At 63.3% G+C, this 19294-nt stretch carries 20 protein-coding genes and 1 tRNA gene; 12 read left to right on the top strand and 9 right to left on the bottom strand.

The genetic code is table 11. From position 1 onward, the window contains the following. Positions 1–46 precede the first annotated feature (46 nt). Complete coding sequence (locus AC1D75_RS11955) at positions 47–1297, top strand: vWA domain-containing protein (RefSeq protein WP_495515414.1); 1251 nt, start codon at positions 47–49, stop codon at positions 1295–1297. Between the two features lie 80 nt (positions 1298–1377). Here the strand turns inward: AC1D75_RS11955 and AC1D75_RS11950 are convergent, their stop codons facing one another. Together AC1D75_RS11950 and AC1D75_RS11945 are read right to left on the bottom strand one after the other, a co-directional pair. Next, positions 1378–2145 (bottom strand): ABC transporter permease, encoded by a 768-nt coding sequence (locus AC1D75_RS11950; RefSeq protein ID WP_495515413.1) that lies wholly within the window; start codon positions 2143–2145, stop codon positions 1378–1380. Positions 2146–2170: 25 nt separating this feature from the next. After that, on the bottom strand, positions 2171–3163 hold the full coding sequence (locus AC1D75_RS11945) for an ABC transporter ATP-binding protein (RefSeq protein ID WP_495515412.1): 993 nt from the start codon (positions 3161–3163) through the stop codon (positions 2171–2173). Between the two features lie 94 nt (positions 3164–3257). On the opposite strand from AC1D75_RS11945, the gene AC1D75_RS11940 reads away from it, so the two are divergent. Next, positions 3258–4226, top strand: coding sequence for a helix-turn-helix transcriptional regulator (locus AC1D75_RS11940; protein ID WP_495515411.1), 969 nt, complete (start codon positions 3258–3260; stop codon positions 4224–4226). Here the strand turns inward: AC1D75_RS11940 and AC1D75_RS11935 are convergent. Beyond that, positions 4211–4933, bottom strand: coding sequence for a potassium channel family protein (locus tag AC1D75_RS11935; RefSeq protein ID WP_495516059.1), 723 nt, complete (start codon positions 4931–4933; stop codon positions 4211–4213). The genes AC1D75_RS11940 and AC1D75_RS11935 overlap by 16 nt on opposite strands. A 121-nt stretch (positions 4934–5054) precedes the next feature. Here AC1D75_RS11935 and AC1D75_RS11930 point away from each other — a divergent pair, with 121 nt between their 5' ends. Genes AC1D75_RS11930 through AC1D75_RS11915 form a run of 4 tightly spaced genes read left to right on the top strand, consistent with a single transcriptional unit; the run spans position 5055 to position 7126 of the window. Next, positions 5055–5513 carry an OsmC family protein gene (locus AC1D75_RS11930; protein WP_495515410.1) on the top strand — a complete coding sequence of 153 codons (459 nt, stop codon included), beginning with the start codon at positions 5055–5057 and terminating at the stop codon, positions 5511–5513. Between the two features lie 27 nt (positions 5514–5540). Then, positions 5541–5750, top strand: a complete 210-nt coding sequence (locus AC1D75_RS11925) for a hypothetical protein (protein WP_495515409.1) — start codon at positions 5541–5543, stop codon at positions 5748–5750. Between the two features lie 29 nt (positions 5751–5779). After that, positions 5780–6004 (top strand): NfeD C-terminal domain-containing protein, encoded by a 225-nt coding sequence (locus tag AC1D75_RS11920; RefSeq protein ID WP_495516058.1) that lies wholly within the window; start codon positions 5780–5782, stop codon positions 6002–6004. 24 nt (positions 6005–6028) lie between these two features. Beyond that, entirely contained in the window at positions 6029–7126 is a 1098-nt protein-coding gene (locus AC1D75_RS11915; RefSeq protein WP_495515408.1) for an SPFH domain-containing protein, read from the top strand. Between the two features lie 87 nt (positions 7127–7213). Here the strand turns inward: AC1D75_RS11915 and AC1D75_RS11910 are convergent. The 4 genes from AC1D75_RS11910 to AC1D75_RS11895 form a co-directional block, all read right to left on the bottom strand. After that, positions 7214–7285, bottom strand: a tRNA-Val gene (locus tag AC1D75_RS11910). 96 nt (positions 7286–7381) lie between these two features. Continuing rightward, positions 7382–7864, bottom strand: coding sequence for a peroxiredoxin (locus tag AC1D75_RS11905; RefSeq protein WP_495515407.1), 483 nt, complete (start codon positions 7862–7864; stop codon positions 7382–7384). After that, entirely contained in the window at positions 7861–8283 is a 423-nt protein-coding gene (locus tag AC1D75_RS11900) for a DUF3052 domain-containing protein (RefSeq protein WP_482134955.1), read from the bottom strand. Before AC1D75_RS11900 ends, AC1D75_RS11905 begins: the two co-directional genes overlap by 4 nt. Before the next feature lie 105 nt (positions 8284–8388). Then, positions 8389–8823, bottom strand: coding sequence for an Rv2240c family protein (locus AC1D75_RS11895; protein WP_495515406.1), 435 nt, complete (start codon positions 8821–8823; stop codon positions 8389–8391). Between the two features lie 295 nt (positions 8824–9118). Here AC1D75_RS11895 and aceE point away from each other — a divergent pair, with 295 nt between their 5' ends. The 6 genes from aceE to AC1D75_RS11865 all read left to right on the top strand — a co-directional run bounded on the left by aceE (position 9119) and on the right by AC1D75_RS11865 (position 17586). Continuing rightward, positions 9119–11884, top strand: coding sequence for a pyruvate dehydrogenase (acetyl-transferring), homodimeric type (gene aceE / locus AC1D75_RS11890; RefSeq protein WP_495515405.1), 2766 nt, complete (start codon positions 9119–9121; stop codon positions 11882–11884). A 106-nt stretch (positions 11885–11990) separates the two neighbouring features. Continuing rightward, a complete protein-coding gene (locus tag AC1D75_RS11885; protein WP_495515404.1) occupies positions 11991–13289 on the top strand; it encodes a PucR family transcriptional regulator in 1299 nt (432 codons plus the stop codon). A gap of 163 nt (positions 13290–13452) precedes the next feature. Then, entirely contained in the window at positions 13453–14361 is a 909-nt protein-coding gene (locus AC1D75_RS11880; RefSeq protein ID WP_495516057.1) for an ACP S-malonyltransferase, read from the top strand. 135 nt (positions 14362–14496) lie between these two features. Beyond that, positions 14497–14808, top strand: coding sequence for a meromycolate extension acyl carrier protein AcpM (gene acpM, locus AC1D75_RS11875; protein WP_020105643.1), 312 nt, complete (start codon positions 14497–14499; stop codon positions 14806–14808). Between the two features lie 6 nt (positions 14809–14814). Then, complete coding sequence (locus AC1D75_RS11870; protein WP_495515403.1) at positions 14815–16080, top strand: KasA/KasB family beta-ketoacyl-ACP synthase; 1266 nt, start codon at positions 14815–14817, stop codon at positions 16078–16080. Positions 16081–16134: 54 nt separating this feature from the next. After that, positions 16135–17586, top strand: coding sequence for an acyl-CoA carboxylase subunit beta (locus tag AC1D75_RS11865; protein WP_495515402.1), 1452 nt, complete (start codon positions 16135–16137; stop codon positions 17584–17586). Between the two features lie 88 nt (positions 17587–17674). Here AC1D75_RS11865 and AC1D75_RS11860 read toward each other — a convergent pair whose 3' ends face one another. Beyond that, positions 17675–18193, bottom strand: a complete 519-nt coding sequence (locus AC1D75_RS11860; protein WP_482143922.1) for a DUF3145 domain-containing protein — start codon at positions 18191–18193, stop codon at positions 17675–17677. Between the two features lie 140 nt (positions 18194–18333). Continuing rightward, positions 18334–19140: a serine hydrolase domain-containing protein gene (locus AC1D75_RS11855; RefSeq protein ID WP_495515401.1), complete on the bottom strand. Its 807-nt coding sequence runs from the start codon at positions 19138–19140 to the stop codon at positions 18334–18336. Positions 19141–19294: the final 154 nt, after the last annotated feature.

Genomic DNA, 19294 nt, shown 5'->3' with positions numbered 1-19294 from the left:
AGTCTGCGTCCCGCGCGGACCTACCGGGGCTGTAGATAATAGGCCGATGGTTTCCCTGACGCGTGGCGCCAACACTCCCATCGATACCGGTCCTTTGACGGTTGAGGTCTCTGGAGCCCAACCCGGCATGGTCGATGTGATGGCCTTCCAATTGGCAGGCAATCACAAGACTCGCACCGACAACGACTTCATCTTCTTCAACCAGCCGACCTCCCCGGAAGGCGCAGTTGTCCTGTCCGGGACCGCCACACTCTCGATCGACCTCTCGCGAATCCCCACCGACATCGACACCATCGCCATTGCGGTCGCCTGCGATGAGGGTTTCACCGCGGGCCTGGCCTCGCTGCCCGGCCTCGCCGTCGCCGTCAGTGGTTCCGGCGTCACGGTGGAACTGCCGGCCAGCGGACTCACGACCGAGCGTGCGGCCGTACTCGGCGAGGTCTACCGGCGCAGCGGTCAATGGAAGATCCGGAACGTCAGCGCCGGATGGGACCGCGGATTCGCCGACCTCGTCCGCGAGCACGGGGTGAGCGTCGACGACACCCCGGCCACACCCCCACCGACCGAACCAGAAGTGAGAAATGTTGCGGGAGAGGAGAAACTCTCCCTCGAAAAGCGTCAGCGCCTCGATATGCGCAAGCGTGAAGTCCACAAGGTTCTGCTCTCCAAGAACGCCACCGGTGTGCGCGCTCGGGTTGTCATCGTCATCGACAAGACCGGGAGCATGGCCAAGCAGTACTCCAAAAAAGTGATTCACCGCGTTGTCGAGCGAATGTTGGCCGTGGCCACCCAGATCGACGACGACGGACAGCGCGAGCCGTACATGTACGCCAAGTCCTTCGTCCGGGTGCCGGACATCAGCGTCGGCAACATCGAAGCCTGGACCGGCGAGTACCTCCACATCTACGGCAAGCACGGCGGGTTCGACTACGACGAGATCGGTGCCACCAACGACGAGCTGCCGATCATGAACGAAATCCTCGGTTCGGTGACTCCGGGGTATCCGGTGCTGGTCCTGTTCTTCACCGACGGCGGATTCCGTAAGAAAGGCCCGATCAGCGATTTGATGCGGGCGGCGTCCAACGTCCCTGTCTTCTGGCAGTTCGTCGGCATCGGCAAGGCGAACTACGGCGTACTCGAACAGCTCGATGAGATGGACGGCCGTGTGGTCGACAACGCCGGGTTCTTCGCCCTCGACGACATCGACAAGGTCTCCGACGACGAGCTCTACCAGCGGCTGCTCTCCGAGTTCCCCGACTGGCTCCGCGCCGCCAAGGCCGCAAACATCCTTACCTGACCCACCCCGAAAGTGTGCCCTTTTGGCGTATCCCACCTGGGGTTTTGTTCGCCAAAAGGGCACAGTTTCGGAGGGCGGGGTCAGGCTCGGGAGGCCGCGCCCATCGCCCGAATGCCCACGGCCAGACCGCCGCACGCCATCAAGATCGCGGCCAGTGCGCCGGCACCGATCACCGAGAAATCGAAGTCGCCGACAAAGAGCGCCCGTTCGGCTTCGACGACGTAGTGCAACGGATTGATGTTGACCAGAAACCGCATCCATCCGGGTGCGTCGTCGAGCGGCAACATCGTTCCCGACAGGATCAGCAGCGGGAACATCAGGGTCTGCTGCACGGTCCAGAACACCCAATCCTGGTCGCGGACAGCCAGCGCCAAGCTGTACGACAACGACCCCAGTCCGACACCGAAGACGGCCAGGATTCCGATCCCGATCACCGCTCCCCCGATGTTGATGTCGAAGCCCAGCGGCAATCCGATCAAGAGGATGACCACTGCCTGCGCCGCCAGCGGGACCATCTCTTTGAGAGCGCGGCCGAGCAGCAGCGAACTGCGGCTCAGCGGGGTCACGAGCATCCGTTCATGACTACCGCTGTGCATCTCATCGAGCAGGTTGGCTCCGGTCATCGAGGTTCCGAAGATCGCGATCATCGCAAGTACACCCGGGATGAACCAATTCCAGACGTTGCCCGAATCTGCCGCGCCCGGAACACCTTTGAGGAGCGGGCCGAACAGTGCCAGCAGAATCAACGGTTGCACCAGGCTGAAGATCACCGTGAACGGGTCACGGATGGTGGGACGTAGCTCGCGAACCAGGACGATCGAACTGTCTCGGACGATGTTTGTTGTCATCTGAATTCTCCTTGGATGCAGTGGATCAGGCGGCTGCGGATTCGCGCAGGCTGCGCCCGGTGAGTGACAGGAAGACGTCATCGAGCGTCGGACGGGTCGCCTGAGCCGTTCGAATGGTGATCGCCCGCTCGGTGGCCGCGGCGATCAACTTCGGCAACATCACGTCGGCCCCCTCCACCTGCAGTCCCACGGTCAGTGCGTCAACCGTGGCGCCCCGGGTCTGGTCAAAACTTGTTGCCAGGCGGGCCAATTCGTCGGCGTCGGCGGTCGAGTCCACGGTGAACTCGATGCGGTCGCCGGACAGTTTGTCTTTCAGTGCTGCCGCGGAGTCGTCGGCGATCACGGTGCCCTTGTCGATGACGACCACCCGTTCGGCCATCGTGTCGGCTTCTTCGAGGTAGTGCGTGGTCAGCACGATGGTGGCTCCGGTCTCGGCGCGCAGTCGTTGGATGTGCGTCCACAGGTTGGCTCGGCTCTGCGGATCCATCCCGGTGGTCGGTTCGTCGAGGAAGATCACCGGCGGCCGATGAACTATTCCGAGGGCGATATCGAGGCGCCGACGTTGCCCACCCGAGAGCGTGCTGACTTTCCTGCTCTCCATGCCGCTCAGATCGAGAGCGCCGATCAATTCATCTGCACGGGCGGCACTTTCGGACTTCTTCAAGCCGTAGCACAGCCCCTGGGTCACGAGTTCTTCACGGACGCGCTGGTTGTTGCCCCCGCCGTTGCCCTGGCCGACGTAACCGATCTGGCGCCGGACGGCGTCCGGGTCGTCGGCGATGTTGTGACCGGCAAGCCAGGCCGAACCCGAGGTCGGCCGCAGCAGCGTGGTGATCATGCGTAGGGTCGTAGATTTTCCCGCCCCGTTCGGACCGAGTAGGGCCAGCAGCTCCCCTTCGGCCACGGTCAGGTCGATTCCCTTGACCGCCTCAACAGTGTTCTTCCCCTGTTTGAATGTCTTGGTCAGTGCCGCGACCTCGATCGCCGGCGCCGTCTTACCGGTGCTGATTGTCATCATGTCCCTCCAGAAGGTTGCCCGTGAACTGCGTTGACATGAAGTTACGACGCAATGAGGACAGAATCAGTCCGCAATATCTGGCATGGTGAAAAGCATGTTGGACACGTCAGCGCGACTGCTCCGCCTACTGAGCCTGTTGCAGACCCGCAAAGAATGGTCGGGTGCAGATCTGGCCGAACGCCTGAACATCACCACCCGTACCGTCCGTCGGGACATCGACCGACTCCGCGAACTCGGCTATCCGGTGGACGGCACGGTGGGTGTCGGCGGCGGCTACCAACTCGGCGCCGGCGCCGAGATGCCTCCGCTGCTCCTCGACGACCAAGAGGTCCTGGCGGTGGCGCTCGGGCTCGGAGCCGGTGCCACGGCGTCGGTCACCGGGCTCGACGAAGCCGGAGCGCGGGCGATGTCGAAGTTGCGGCAGGTGATGCCATCTCGGCTTCGTCACCGGCTCGATTCCCTCCAGATCGATGCCACCCCGATGCGGGCGCACGTGTCCCAGGTCGAGGCGACCGTCCTGTCCGACGTTGCGGCGGTCTGCCATCGTCACGAACGCCTGCGTTTCGACTACCGCGCCCGCGACGGTGCCGAGACCCGGCGCGAGGTGGAACCATATCGGTTGGTGCGCAGCGGATTACGCTGGTATCTACTGGCCTGGGACCTCGGACGCGACGACTGGCGCTCATTCCGCGTCGATCGCCTCACCCCGAAGATCCCGACCGGCCCCCGCTTCACCCCACGCGAACTCCCCGAAGGTGGTGCTGCGGCGTTCATCGCCGCCAGCATCGGGTCGGTGTACCGCCAGTCCACTGCCCGGGTGCGAATCCACAGTCCACTCGAACAGGTTGCGGAGATGGTCGATTCCGCCTGGGGCGAAGTCGAGTCAGGTGATGTCAACAGCTGCGAGGTATCGCTCTTCGGTAAATCCCTGACGTCGATTGCCCGCTGGCTGTACGCATTCGACGCCGACTTCACCATCATCTCCCCCGCCGAATTGCGCACCGAATGCCGCATCGTTGCAGACTTCCACCTCAAGACCGCCGAGCGTTATCGCAACGCCTGATCAGCGTTCTGACCGGCTGCCGCGCCGCTACCCGGCAACGGCACAGGAATCGCTGCCGCCAGCATCACCTTGAGCTCTGCGACTTCACTCCGGAGCAGATCGATATGCGCAGCGGTTGCCGCCTGGTTGGCCGTGTCCTCCTCTGCAACCCGCTGCACGATCCAGGATGCCAACGTAGCGGTGACCACACCGATCAGGCTGATCCCTCCGATCATCAAGAGTCCCGCGATGACTCGGCCCGTTGCCGAAACCGGCGCATAGTCCCCATATCCGACTGTCGTCACAGTGGTGATCGACCACCACAGCGCCTCGCCGAATGACCGAATTCCTGCTTCGGCATGAGGTCGCTCGGCTTCCAGAATCGCCAGCGAAGCAACATAGATGAGCAGGATCGCACTGGCCACCGTGTAAATGATCACCCGTCCTCGGATGACACCTCCCACCACCTTCTGGAACACACCGATCAAGATGACCAGGCGCAGGAGTCGCAGCGGCCGCAGGATGGGCAATGCGACGATCGCGAGGTCGATGAGGTGCCGGCAGAACCATCGAAACCGCTGCGTGGCCAACAGCAGTCGGCAAACATAGTCCACGGCGAATGCCAGCCACGTCACCGCGACCACCGCCGACAGCGCGCGTTCGGCAATCCCTTCCGGGCGGGCCAGTACCTGCATCGAATAGGCGACAAGGAAAATCACCGCAACCATTGCCAAAGGCCACTCTGTGCGCTTCTCCCAGAGCCCGAGCTTGTCGACCTGGCCTCCCACAATGTTCTCCACGACCACAACACAACCACCTTCGTTGGGCGGTCAGAAGTTACGGTGCCTTATGGCGACTCACACGTATTCATCGCATCTCGTCTGGCAAGGTTCGACCGGCAGCGGGTATCGCACATATTCGCGGGATCACCGGGGCGTGACGCCGCCGGCGCTCGACGAGATCGGGCTGAGCGCCGACCCGCATTTCCGGGGCAGCGAGCAGTTGATGAACCCCGAACAACTTGTTGTGCTGGCAGCGAGTTCATGTCAGTTGCTGTCGTTCCTTGCCGTTGCCGCTCGCGCCGGAATCGACGTTCTCGGCTACGAGGACGATGCGTCCGCGGCAATGGACGATGCCGACACACCGATCCGCATCAGCACGATTGATCTCTCTCCCACCATCCGGGTGGCGCCTGGCACGGACCCCGATCACGTTCTGGCCCTTGTCGAGCAGGCCCATCACGAGTGCTATATCGCCAATTCGCTGAATACCGACGTCACGGTCACCGCGACAATTCACATCGAATGACGTGACCCCCCCGGCTATATTCGACCCGTGCCCACCACTGATTCGGCGAAGAGCGCCTCGCTCACCAAAAACCTCCTTGTGATCGTCTTGATCGTCTCGATTCTCTTGACCGCCCTGGCGATCTACGACATCGTCAACGACGACCACAGCCTCAGCGTGTGGGTGGCCATCATCTGCTGGCCCGTCGTCGCGATTGCCAACGGCATCAAGCTCTTCAAATTGCGCAAGAACCGCTGAGCCCCAAAGGCCCGACGCCCGTGGAACCGATGGTCGGCAAGCTCGGCACCGTGCACCTCTCCATCGAGGCCGGTGGATATGGTGAGGTCGTCCTCAACGTGAGTGGCGCAAGCCAACTATTTGTCGCGACGTCGTCGGTCGACATCGCTCGCGGCGACAGCATCTTGGTGATCGACAGGACCAACGACGGGAGCCTGATCGTCGAAAAATGGTTCCCGACACCGAATGCCGCTGCACGCCAAGACAACTGGTGAATACAACTGAAAGCAGGATGACAGATGCTCGGTTATCACGTGCCCGATCCCGACGAGGCGATGATCATCTCCGGAAAGAAGTCGCACGACGAGAACGCGCCGTTCCTGGTGATCATCGGTCATGGCAAATGGGTGATGCCGTTCTTCCGCCGCGTCAGTTACCTGTCGCTGGCGATGCATGAGGCAGCCATCGAAGAGACCTGCGTGACCACACAGGGCATCCAGCTCAAGGTCCGCGCGGTCATCGCGCACAAGGTCGGCTCGGACACGGAATCGATTGTCAACGCCGGACAGCGATTCATCTCCGAACAGTCCAACGAGATGAATCAGTTGACCGGACAGATCTTTTCGGGGCACCTGCGCTCCATCGTCGGTTCGATGACCGTCGAGCAGATCATTCGTGAACGCGACACTCTGGCCCGGCAGGTCCTCGATGCGTCGAAGCGCGAGTTGACCCTGATCGGATTGAAGGTCGACTCGTTCCAGATCCAGTCGATCGACGACCTCGGTTCGGGTTACATCAAGTCGCTCGCCGCCCCTGAGGTCGCGCGGGTGCAACGCGATGCCGCTGTCGCCCAGGCAGCTGCCGAGCAGCAAGCTGTGGAAGCCCAGCAGAAATCTGCACGGGCACAGGCGGACTACGAGCGCGAGACCGCCCTCAAGCGGGCCGAGATCAAATCCCAGACCGACAAGGCCAATGCCGAAGCTGCGCAGGCCGGTCCACTCGCCCAGGCCCGCGTGACCCAGGAGATCACCACGGAACAGACCAAGTTGGCACAAACCACGGCGGAGCTGCGCGAGCGCCAACTCCTGTCCGAGGTGATCAAACCTGCCGAGGCCGAGGCACAGCGCACGCGCATCCTGGCCGAGGCCGAGGCCGACGCCATCAGGATCCAGGCTGCTGCCGCGGCCGAGAACGACCGCATCTCCCTCGATCAGCTACTGATCGAGCAGCTGCCCGAACTCGTCGAAGCGGTGTCGAAGGGCTTGGCAGGCGCCAACCTCACCGTGTTCAACGGCGCCCAAGGTGTCAACGAACTCGCGACGAACGTCGTCGCACAGGGGATCTCGATCCTCGATACGGTGCAGGGCCGATTCGGTCAGAAAACAGAAGAAAGCTGACGCCGCTCGCGTTTCTCACATTCGCTCGCGCTACAGAGCGAGCGAGTGTGAGAACTGTGAGCAAGCTTGCCCGTTGTTCGATGTCGGTGCGCGCAGAGGGATTTGAACCCCCGACCGCTGGTGTGTAAGACCAGAGCTCTACCGCTGAGCTATACGCGCATGGCGGCTGAACGAAGGCGAGTTCGCCAGCCGCGACGGCGAGAGAAAACATTCGGACTCGCCGCCCATCCGATCACCCCAAGGTGCCGGACACACTCAAGAATTTAGCGTGGCCAGAGCTTTCTCCCAAAGCGACTGGTCACGGACCTGACCGGGATCCATCATTTCCGAAAAAGTGATGATTCCGTTCTTGTCGATGACGAATGTTCCACGGTTGGGGTAGCCCTTGTCGTTGTTCAGGACGCCATAGGCCTGGGACACCTCGCCGTGCGGCCAGAAGTCGGCCAGGATCGGGAACAGGTATCCCTGAGCCGACGACCACACCTTGTGCGTGGGCGAACTGCCTACCGACACCGCGACGAACTCGGAATTTTCGTTCGAGAACAACGGCAACCGATCCCGGACCATGCTCAGTTCGCCTTCGCAGGTCCCGGTGAACGCCAGTGGAAAAAACACCAGCAGAACGTTCTTCTCACCGCGGTAGTCGGAGAGACTGACCATCTGGTTGTTTTGATCACGCAGGCTGAAGTCGGGAGCCTCGGTTCCCACCTTGAGCTCCCGACCGAGAGAGGAAGTCATGCTCTCTTGCCGACCCGCGTCTTCGGTTGGACCAAACGTGATCCCAGCCATTCACCGAAACTGACGGCACTGGTCTGGGTGAGCCCTGCGGTAGGAGCCGCCTCTGCGACCTCTGTGGGGTCGACGTAACCGTCAGCCCCGGTCTTCGGTGACAACACCCAAACGAAACCGTCGTCGGCGAGTGGCGTGATGGCATCCATCAACGCATCGACCAGATCGCCGTCACCGTCGCGCCACCACAGCACAACCATGTCGATGACCTCGTCGGAATCCTCGTCGACCATCTCAGCGTCGATGGTGTCTTCGATGAGGCCGCGCAAGTCGTCGTCGGTGTCCTCATCCCACCCCAGTTCTTGCACAATCATGCCCGCTGTCACTCCCAGCTTCTGGGCACGATCACCATCTGAAGCGGCAACCAACGCGACGACCTCCTGTCAAAAAAATGGGTGAACACGGTCCGTGCCCACTTTGATCACTCAAGCGAACAGGGTAAACCCCCAAGTTGCAAGCCGAATGCCGCTTTTTCAACTGGAGAGTTGCCCGCAAGCGTCCACCGCCGCGTTCCGAGACTCGATCCACCGAGCCGCCGGATCGTTGAGTCCGGACTGATTTTGGCCCTCGATGGCGCGCACCAACTCCTGATTTCTGACGAAGAATGCGCGTACGAGCCGGCTCACCGAAGGCTCTACGTCAGGCACCAATTTGGCGTTGATCGCCTGCTCACCGGCTTTGAGCTGATCGATGGCCACTTGTGCGGCACCACCGACTGCCGAATAGGACTGCACTTCATTGAGTTTGGTCACGAAGTCGTTGTAGCTGCTGAGCATCGTCACCACGGTGGTGGTGAACTGCGAACACAATTCCAGCGTGAGATTTTTGGCGGCTTGCGCGCGTCGCGACGATTCGGCGGCCTGCGACTGCACCGCAGCCGCCGACTGCTCACTCCGATACGCGAACACCTGGCCACCATCGACGGAACTTGAGCCGTCAATCGTGGTCGCGCATCCGGAAACGCCCAGCCCGATTACCGCAACGACGGCCACACCCCAAACCTTCACAGTCCAGATACTGCACGACGAGCGCGCAAACCGGCGACGAAACGCCCGTGGGTAGGGTTACTTTGCCGCACACCGATGCCAACGCTCATCACTTGCGGCACGATTGAGACAACGCCGAACCACACCCCGGTTCCGGCGGGTCGATCCCGTTACGGCAGCTACCGCTGCCGAGTGACTCGAGGAGAAAGAGCACGCAGTGACTGACAGCACTCACGCACCAAAGAACCAGGCCCGAGTACGGGTCATCCGGGAAGGTGTTGCGTCGTACCTCCCCGACATCGACCCGAGTGAGACAGACGAATGGCTCGATTCATTCGACGGACTCCTCGAACATGCAGGCCCCGGCCGGGCCCGATACCTCCTGCTGCGTCTACTCGAACGAGCCGGTGACAAACGGGTGTCGATCCCGTCCCTGACGTCCACCGACTACGTCAACACGATCCCGACCGAAAACGAGCCCTGGTTCCCGGGCGACGAAGAGGTCGAGCGTCGGTTCCGCTCATTCATCCGCTGGAACGCCGCCGTCATGGTGCACCGCGCCCAGCGTCCCGGCGTCGGGGTCGGTGGCCACATCTCCACCTACGCGTCGTCCGCCGCGCTCTATGAGGTCGGCTTCAACCACTTCTTCCGCGGCCAGGACCACGCAGGCGGCGGCGACCAGATCTTCATCCAGGGCCATGCCTCCCCCGGCATCTACGCCCGCGCCTTCCTCGAAGGTCGCATCAACGAATCCCGCATGGACGGGTTCCGCCAGGAGCACTCCCACGCCGGCGGCGGCCTGCCGTCGTACCCGCACCCGCGGTTGATGCCCGACTTCTGGCAATTCCCAACGGTTTCCATGGGCCTGGGTCCGATGAACGCGATCTATCAGGCGCGCTTCAACCACTACCTGAACGATCGCGGCATCAAGAACACCGAGGATCAGCACGTCTGGGCATTCCTCGGCGACGGCGAGATGGACGAGCCCGAGTCGCGTGGCCTGGCGCACGTCGCCGCCACCGAAGGTCTCGACAACCTGACCTTCGTGGTCAACTGCAACCTGCAGCGTCTCGACGGCCCGGTGCGTGGCAACGGCAAGATCATCCAGGAACTCGAGTCGTTCTTCCGCGGCGCCGGCTGGAACGTCATCAAGGTGATCTGGGGCCGCGAGTGGGACTCGCTCCTGCACAAGGACCGCGACGGTGCGCTGGTCAATCTGATGAACAGCACCCCCGACGGCGACTACCAGACCTACAAGGCCAACGACGGCGCGTTCGTCCGCGAGCACTTTTTCGGTCGCGATCCGCGCACCAAGGAACTGGTCAAAGACCTCAGCGACGCCGAGATCTGGGGCCTCAAGCGCGGTGGTCACGACTACCGCAAGGTGCACGCGGCGTACGCATCGGCGATGGCCCACAAGGGCCAGCCGACGGTAATCCTGGCCCACACCATCAAGGGCTACACACTCGGCAAGCATTTCGAGGGCCGCAACGCCACGCACCAGATGAAGAAGCTGACCCTCGACGATCTCAAGGACTTCCGGGACAGCACCCGCATCCCGATCAGCGATGCCGAGCTCGAAAAAGATCCGTACCTGCCGCCGTACTACCACCCCGGGGCCGACTCACCGGAGATCGAGTACATGCTCGATCGCCGTAAGCAACTGGGCGGGTTCCTGCCTGCGCGGCGCACCAAGAGCAAGGTGCTCAAGCCCGACACCAGCGGTGCCATCAAGCTCGCGAGCAAGGGTTCGGGCAAGCAGCAGGTCGCCACGACGATGGCCATCGTGCGCATCTTCAAGGAACTGATGCGCGACAAGGAGATCGGCAAGCGCCTGGTGCCGATCATCCCGGACGAGGCCCGCACGTTCGGTATGGACTCCTGGTTCCCGACGCTCAAGATCTACAACCGCAACGGCCAGCTGTACACCTCGGTCGACGCCGAACTGATGCTCGCCTACAAGGAGAGCCCGCAGGGCCAGATCCTGCACGAGGGCATCAACGAAGCCGGATCCACGGCGTCGTTCACCGCGGTCGGCACCTCGTATGCCACCCACGATGAGCCGATGATCCCGCTGTACATCTTCTATTCGATGTTCGGGTTCCAGCGCACGGGCGACGGCTTGTGGGCCGCGGCCGACCAGATGGCCCGCGGGTTCGTGCTCGGCGCCACCGCCGGCCGGACCACCCTGACCGGTGAGGGTCTGCAGCACGCCGATGGTCATTCACTCGTGCTGGCCTCGACCAACCCGGCGGCAGTGGCCTATGACCCCGCGTTCGGTTACGAGCTGGCACACATCATCTCCGACGGTCTGCGGCGGATGTACGGCGAAGATCCCGAGAACATCTTCTACTACATCACCATCTACAACGAGCCGATCACACAGCCCGCACAGCCCGAAAACCTTGATATCGCAGGCGTTCTCAAGGGCATCTACCAGTTCGCCGATGCTCCCGAGGGCAAGCAGTACCCGGCCAACATCCTGGTCTCCGGTGTCGCAATGCCGAGCGCACTCAAGGCACAGCAGCTCTTGGCCGATGACTGGAATGTCGGCGCGAGCATCTACTCGGTGACGTCCTGGGGCGAGCTCGCCCGTGACGGGGTCGAGTACGAGAAGGCAGCGTTGCGTGAACCGGCAGGCAGCCATCCGCAGCCCTACCTGACGGAGGTCCTTGCCGATGCCTCCGGACCGTTCGTTGCGGCGACCGACTACATGAGGGGTGTCCCGGAGCTGATCCGCGCCTGGGTCCCGGGCACCTATCTCACCCTGGGCACCGACGGTTTCGGATTCTCCGACACCCGACCGGCCGCACGCCGCTACTTCAACGTCGATGGTGAATCCATCGCGGTCGGTGTCCTCTCGGCACTCGCCCGCGAGGGTCACATCGACATCAAGGTTGCCGCCGAGGCCGCCGAAAAGTATCAGATCGAAGATGTACTGGCTGCCCCGAAGCAGACCAGCGATCCCGGTCCCGGCGCCTGATCTTTCGTTTCCATCCGACCGCCCATCCGTTGACCAACGGGTGGGCGGTCGGCTGTTGCGGTCGACATGTCCCCAATCGGACCCGGGACTGACATAGATTGAAGCCATGACTGAGTCCCGTACGGGTGATCAGCCCGTAGGCGATCTCTTCGGCCCGCGTGGCGCCCACGTCCCGGCACCTGCGAATGTTCACGATGCCCTGCCGGACACCCTGCTCCGCCGCGTGAAGCAGTACAGCGGACGGCTGGCCACCGAGGCCGTCCATTCGATGCAAGACCAGTTGCCCTATTTCGAGGATCTCGAAGCGGGTCAGCGGGCCAGCGTCCAACTCGTGGTCCAGACCGCGGTCGTGAACTTTGTCGAATGGCTTCAAGATCCCGAGGGCAACGTCAAGTTCACGGTGCAGGCCTTCCAGGTGGTACCCCAGGACCTCGCCCGCCGGATCAGCCTGCTGCAGACCGTCGAGATGGTCCGGGTCGCGATGGAATTCTTCGAGAAGTGGCTGCCACTCCTGGCCCGCAACGACGCCCAGCTCCGCGCCCTGACAGAAGCCGTTCTGCGCTACGGCCGCGAGATCGGGTTCGCCGCCGCCTCGATCTATGCATCGGCCGCAGAATCCCGCGGCGCCTGGGACTCACGACTCGAAGCGCTCGTCGTCGACGCCGTGGTCCGCGGCGACACCGGCCCCACCCTGCTGTCCCGAGCCGCCGCACTCAACTGGGACACCGAGGCCACCGCCACCGTCGTAGTGGGCATGCCGCCACCCGAGCGCAACGTCTCGGTTCCCCTCGCCGTTCACAACACCGCACGTCAGCACGACCGCGCAGCGCTGTCGGTGGTCCAGGGCAGTCTCCTCGTCGCGATCGTCAGCGGTCCGGTGACGATTGGCGACCCGTTCATCACCGACCTGCTGATCCTCTTTGCCGACGGGCCTGTGGTCATCGGACCCACCAGGCCCAACCTGGGTGCCGCGCACGCCAGCGCCATCGACGCCCTGGCCGGCATCGAGGCGGTCGCCGGCTGGCCCAGTGCACCCCGTCCGGTCCACTCCCTCGAGCTCCTGCCCGAACGCGCATTGCTCGGCGACCAGGCCGCCATGACCACACTGAGTGATTCGCTGGTCAAGCCGCTCGCCAAAAGCGGCGACACCCTGACTTCCACTCTTGATGCCTACCTGGACTCCGGAGGGTCCGTCGAGTCGTGTGCGCGCCAACTCTTCGTCCATCCGAATACTGTGCGATATCGACTAAAGAGAATTTCGGACATTACTGGTCGCGATCCAATGAACCCCCGTGATGCTTATGTACTGAGGGTGGCAACAACCGTTGGCAGATTGGCACGGGTTAGACACGACATGCGCACAATTTTCCCTACAGTCACACCTGTCACAGGCTCCAGCGAGTAAAAGCTACGGTTGTGCATCAATTCACAACGGTGTAACGGATGTCGGTGAGGTGACGATGCAGGCACGCTGTTGTGCAATTTTGTAGGGATCCCACAAAGGGGTCGCCCAAGGTTCATTGCGTACAGCACCTTCACCGAGGGCGAATAGGGTGTTCTCTGATCAGGTGCTCACCTTGCTTGCGCCCGGACAGGGCTCTCAGACCGTCGGAATGCTCACGCCATGGCTTGAGCTGCCCGGCGCACGCGACCAGGTCGCGACCTGGTCGAAGCTGACAGGGCTCGAGATCGAACGCCTTGGGACCACCGCGACGGCGGACGAGATCACCGACACCGCGGTCACCCAGCCTCTGGTGGTCGTGTCGGCACTGCTCGCCTATGACGAGATCGACAAGCGTTTCCCGTTGCCCTCGGACACCCTGATCGCGGGCCATTCCGTCGGAGAATTGGCCGCCGCCGCGATCGCCGGCGTCCTGACCGCCGACGAGGCCGTGTCTCTGGCCGCCATCCGTGGCGCCGAGATGGCCAAGGCCTGCGCTCTCGAGCCCACCACCATGGCCGCCGTGCTCGGTGGCGACGAAGCCACCGTGCTGGCCCGCCTCGAAGAACTCGATCTGGTTCCGGCCAACCGGAATGCGGCCGGGCAGATCGTGGCAGCCGGTGCGATCGCCGCTATCGATGAACTGATCGCCAACCCGCCGGAGAAGGCACGTGTCCGCAAGCTCGCCGTCGCCGGTGCGTTCCACACGCGATACATGGCCCCGGCCCAGGACGCAGTTGCCCGTGCGGCAGCCGATATCAACCCATCACAACCGGCGCGGCCGCTGCTCTCCAACTCCGACGGTGCACCGGTCACCTCCGGTCGCGACGCACTCGATAAACTCGTCGCACAGGTCACTCGGCCCGTGCGGTGGGATCTTTGCTCGCAGACGATGCGCGAGCTCTCCACCACCGGACTGATCGAGCTGCCCCCCGCCGGCACTCTCGCCGGAATCGCAAAGCGCGAGCTGAAGGGAACACCGACCCTCGCGCTCAAGACCCCCGACGACCTCGCGGGCATCACCGAACTTGGATAGCGACGGCGGCACGCCTGTGCCGTCGTCCCCGGGAGATGCAGGAGAGCACAGTTGCTCGCCACATCCGTCCATTGCAGCGCGCACGCGCGCTGTCCTCCGGAACATCGGAAACACGAATATGAAGGGAGCCACCCAGTGGCCGCCGCCCAGGAAGAAATCATTGCCGGACTCGCTGAGATCATCGAGGAGGTCACCGGCATTGAACCCTCTGAGGTGACTGTAGAGAAGTCGTTCGTCGACGACCTCGACATCGATTCGCTGTCGATGGTCGAAATCGCAGTGCAGACCGAAGACAAGTACGGCGTCAAGATCCCCGATGAGGATCTGGCCGGACTGCGCACCGTTGGTGACGCCGTGAACTACATCCAGAAGCTCGAAGCCGAGAACGCCGATGCCGCCGACGCCATCCGCGCAAAGCTCGACGCCGACAAGAACACCGGTGAGTGACAGACCGTGACTAACTCTCTTCGCGATTACTCCACCCTCGGCGGGAATTTCCCGAACGTGGTGGTGACCTCCATGGTTGCGACCACATCCATCGGCGAAGACCTCGATTCGACGTGGAAGGGTCTTCTCGCCGGAGAGAGTGGCATCAAGACTCTCACCGATGACTGGGTCGAGGAGTTCGATCTCCCGGTCCGGTTCGGTGGGCGTCTGGTGAAGGATCCCTCGACGGAGGTCTCTCGGGTTCAGGCCCGACGCATGGCCTACACCGAGCGGATCGCCTATGTCATGGGCAAGCGTCTGTGGGCGCAGGCAGGCGAGCCGGATATCGAGAAAGAGCGCCTCGGCGTTGTCATCGGTACCGGTCAGGGTGGCGGTGACGCACTCATCGAGGCCTACAACGCGATGCACAACACCGGCAACTACCGCAAGGTCTCCCCGCTCGCCGTACCGATGGCCATGCCCAATGGGCCGGCCGCGGTGGTCGGACTCGAGATCGGCGCCAAGGCCGGTGTGATCACCCCGGTCTCGGCCTGCTCCTCGGGTTCTGAAGCCATCGCGCACGCCTGGCGTCAGATCGTCATGGGTGACGCCGACATGGTCGTCACCGGTGGCGTGGAGGGTCATATCGACTCGGTCCCCATCGCCAGCTTCGCGATGATGCGTGCGATGAGCACCCGTAACGAAGACCCGGCCGCCGCCTCTCGTCCGTTCGACAAAGACCGTGACGGCTTCGTCTTCGGCGAGGCCGCTGCACTGATGGTCATCGAACGCGAAGATCACGCCATCGCCCGTGGCGCGCACATCCATGCGCGTCTACTCGGTGGCGGCATCACTTCCGATGGGTACCACCTGGTCGCTCCTGACCCGGAGGGCACCGGCGCAGCACGCGCGATGTCACGAGCTCTGCAGACCGCTGGTCTGGGGAAATCCGACATCACGCATGTCAACGCACACGCCACATCCACCTCGGTCGGCGACACCGCCGAGGCCCTGGCGATCAACATCGCGGTGGGTAACCACGCAGCGGTGTATGCACCGAAGTCTGCCCTCGGGCATTCCATCGGCGCTGTGGGTGCGCTGGAGTCGATCCTGACCATCAAGGCCATCGAAGAGGGCGTCATTCCCCCGACGCTGAATCTCGACAATCAGGATCCGGAATGCGATCTCGACGTCGTTCACGGAGAGCCGCGTTACGGACAGATCGACTACGCCATCAACAACTCGTTCGGATTCGGTGGGCACAACGTTGCGCTCGCCTTTGGGCGCTACTGAACCCCGCCGCCCCTGAGCCAGTTCTCACCGGGCGCTGAAGATCTAAGGAGATTCATGACCACCATGGCCCCGATCACACAGCAAGAGGAATCCATCGATCCTCGGGATCCATTGCTGCGGTTGACCAATTTCTTCGACGAAGCATCCATGTCGTTGCTGCACCCCCGCGACAAGTCGGGTGTGCAGGCTGCCGTCGGACGGGTGAACGGTGTCCGCACCGTCGCCTACTGCACCGACGGCACCGTGATGGGCGGGGCCATGGGGGTGGTGGGCTGCAAGCACATCGTCAACTCCATCGATACCGCCATCGCCGAGCAGGCCCCGGTTGTCGGGATCTGGCATTCCGGCGGCGCCCGACTGGCTGAGGGCGTCGAAGCCCTTCACGCAGTCGGCCAGGTGTTCGAGGCGATGGTCCGGGCGTCCGGGTACATCCCTCAGATCTCGATCGTCGTCGGCTTCGCCGCCGGCGGCGCGGCATACGGACCGGCCCTGACCGATGTGGTCATCATGGCGCCTGCCGGCCGCGTGTTCGTCACCGGACCGGACGTCGTCAAGAGCGTCACCGGCGAGGTCGTCGACATGGAGTCGCTCGGTGGGCCACTGACCCACGGCAAGAAGTCGGGTGTCTCGCACATCACCGCCGACTCCGAGCCCGACGCCTACTGGCGCGCCCGTCGCCTGATCGGAACCTTCGGTCAGCAGGGACATTTCAGTCGGCAGAAGGCCGAGGCCGGCGATACCGACCTGCGGGCCCTGATGCCCGAGTCCAACCGTCGTGCATACGACGTCCATCCCATCGTGCGGGCACTGCTCGACACCGATGTGGCTGCAGACGGCGAAACCGAGATCTCGAGTTTCGAAGAGCTGCAGGCAAAATGGGCACCGAACATCACGATCGGTTTCGGCAGGCTCTCCGGACGCAGCGTTGGCGTCATCGCCAACAACCCGCTGCGGATGGGTGGTTGCCTCAACTCCGAGAGCGCTGAGAAGGCGGCTCGGTTCGTCCGTCTCTGCGACGCGTTCGGCGTCCCACTGATCGTCATGACCGACGTTCCGGGTTACCTGCCCGGTGTCGGCCAGGAATGGGACGGCGTCGTGCGTCGCGGCGCAAAGCTGCTGCACGCGTTTGCCGAATGCTCGGTCCCCCGCGTCACGCTGGTGACCCGCAAGATCTATGGCGGTGCCTACATCGCGATGAACTCGCGGGCACTGGGCGCCACGGCAGTCTTCGCGTGGCCCGGTTCCGAGGTCGCCGTGATGGGCGCCAAGGCTGCGGTCGGCATCCTGCACAAGAAGGCGCTGGCTGCCGCACCCGATGACGAGCGCGAAGCACTGCACGACCGTCTGGCCGTCGAGCACGAAGCCATCGCCGGTGGCGTGGGCCGCGCCCAGTCCATCGGTGTGGTCGACGAGATCATCGACCCGGCCAAGACCCGCAGCATCATCGCCGAGGCACTCGCTTCGGCACCGGCTCGCCGCGGACGTCACAAGAACATCCCCTTGTGATCTGACGCGGTGATCTGACAAGACACAAAAGCGGGCCCGGACTTTTCAGTCCGGGCCCGCTTTTGTGGCTGTGTTGCGTGGCGCGCGGTCAGCCCACGCGCTGATGCAGCCAGGTGACCTCGGCGCCGGCGCCGCCCATGCGGAACGACTCCAATGCCTCGTCCCAGGCCGTGCCGAGTGCGGCATCGAGTGCGCCGGCGAGTTCCATCCCGTCGGCGTGCGATTCCATGAGCGATCGCAGTTGCATCTCACCGACGATGACGTCGCCGTTGGCGCTCATCGACCCACGCCACAGACCGAGTCCGGGCACAAAGCAGAAGCGTTCGCCGTCCACGCCGTCACTGGCGTTCTCGGTGACCTCGAACCGCAGGGCCGACCATTCGCGCAGAGCATTGGCAATGCGCGCTCCCGTTCCGACCGGTCCAACCCAATCGACGGTGGCGCGCTGCAGGCCGGGACTCGCCTCCTGTGCAGACCACTTCAGATTCGCGCGGGCATCAAGAGTCGACGAAAGAGCCCACTCGACGTGCGGGCACAACGCGACCGGTGCGGAATGTACAAAAACCACACCTGCCGTTACGTCCGCAAACTGATTAAGGTTGCGCACTTTCCACCTCCGGTTTCGACGAGGAACGTCTTCCCCAACGCCTGGCGAAACCACAGTGGATACCACACACTTGTTATTTATTGTGCCTCAAGTGACCCGTGTTGCGCTAGTGTCGCATGCGTATTGAGTGAAAATAGTTTTCAATCCGAAAGAGCTGACACCAGCGAATCGTTGAAGTCGCTCCACAGCGGCTTCGCCCAGGCACCGAAGGCCCGATCGGTGAGAACCACGCAGGCCGCGGACAACGCCGGGTCCACCCACAGGAACGTTCCCGCCTGACCGAAGTGACCAAAGGTCTGCGGACTGTTCCGGCTCCCCGTCCAGTGCGGACTCTTGTGTGACCGAATCTCGTACCCCAGACCCCAGTCACAGGGCCGGTGTTTGCCATAACCCGGGACGAAGCCGTCCAGCCCCGGGAACTGCACCGATGTCGCCTCGCGGAACAAGTCCGCGGAGACCAACTTCGGCGCGAGTAACTCCGCGGCGAACGCGGCCAGATCCGAGACCGTCGAATCCGCCCCGTGGCCTGCCGAACCGCGCAACGTGGTCGACGTCATTCCGAGCGGTTCACAGACGGCCTGCGCGAGGTACTCGTCGAAGGCGATGTCGGCCTCGGTTTCGATCAACTCGGCCAGCACCTCGAACCCGGCGCTCGAATAGATGCGCTGCTCCCCCACGCCGGCCACGGCCTCGCGGCTGCCGAAGTCGAGGCCCGAGGCATGCGCCAGCAGGTGTCGCACGGTGGACCCGGGCGGCCCGGCGGGCTGGTCGAGTTCGATCGCCCCCTCCTCGACCGCCACCAGCGCCGCGTGCGCGGCAAGCAATTTGGTCACCGACGCGAGCGCGAACACGTGCTCGGTGTCACCGTGTTGTTCGATCACCTGTCCACCGGACACCACCGCCGCCGAGACCAGATCCACCGGCCAGCTGTCGAGTTGCTTGAGCATGTGCCCATGCCATCACGCCCGGTGCGTGCGCGGCAAACGCCCCGGCTCGGACACCAAGAAAGAGCACATGACAACGGCCGCGGGGAGGGGGGGGATTGGGAACCAACAAACGCCAGCACTCTGGTCCAAAACCCACGACCAAGCAATGACGGTT

Source organism: Williamsia sp. Y712, from assembly GCF_059445525.1.
The sequence above is the reverse complement of the archived record's forward strand: the minus strand, read 5'-3'. Positions and strand labels throughout refer to the sequence as shown.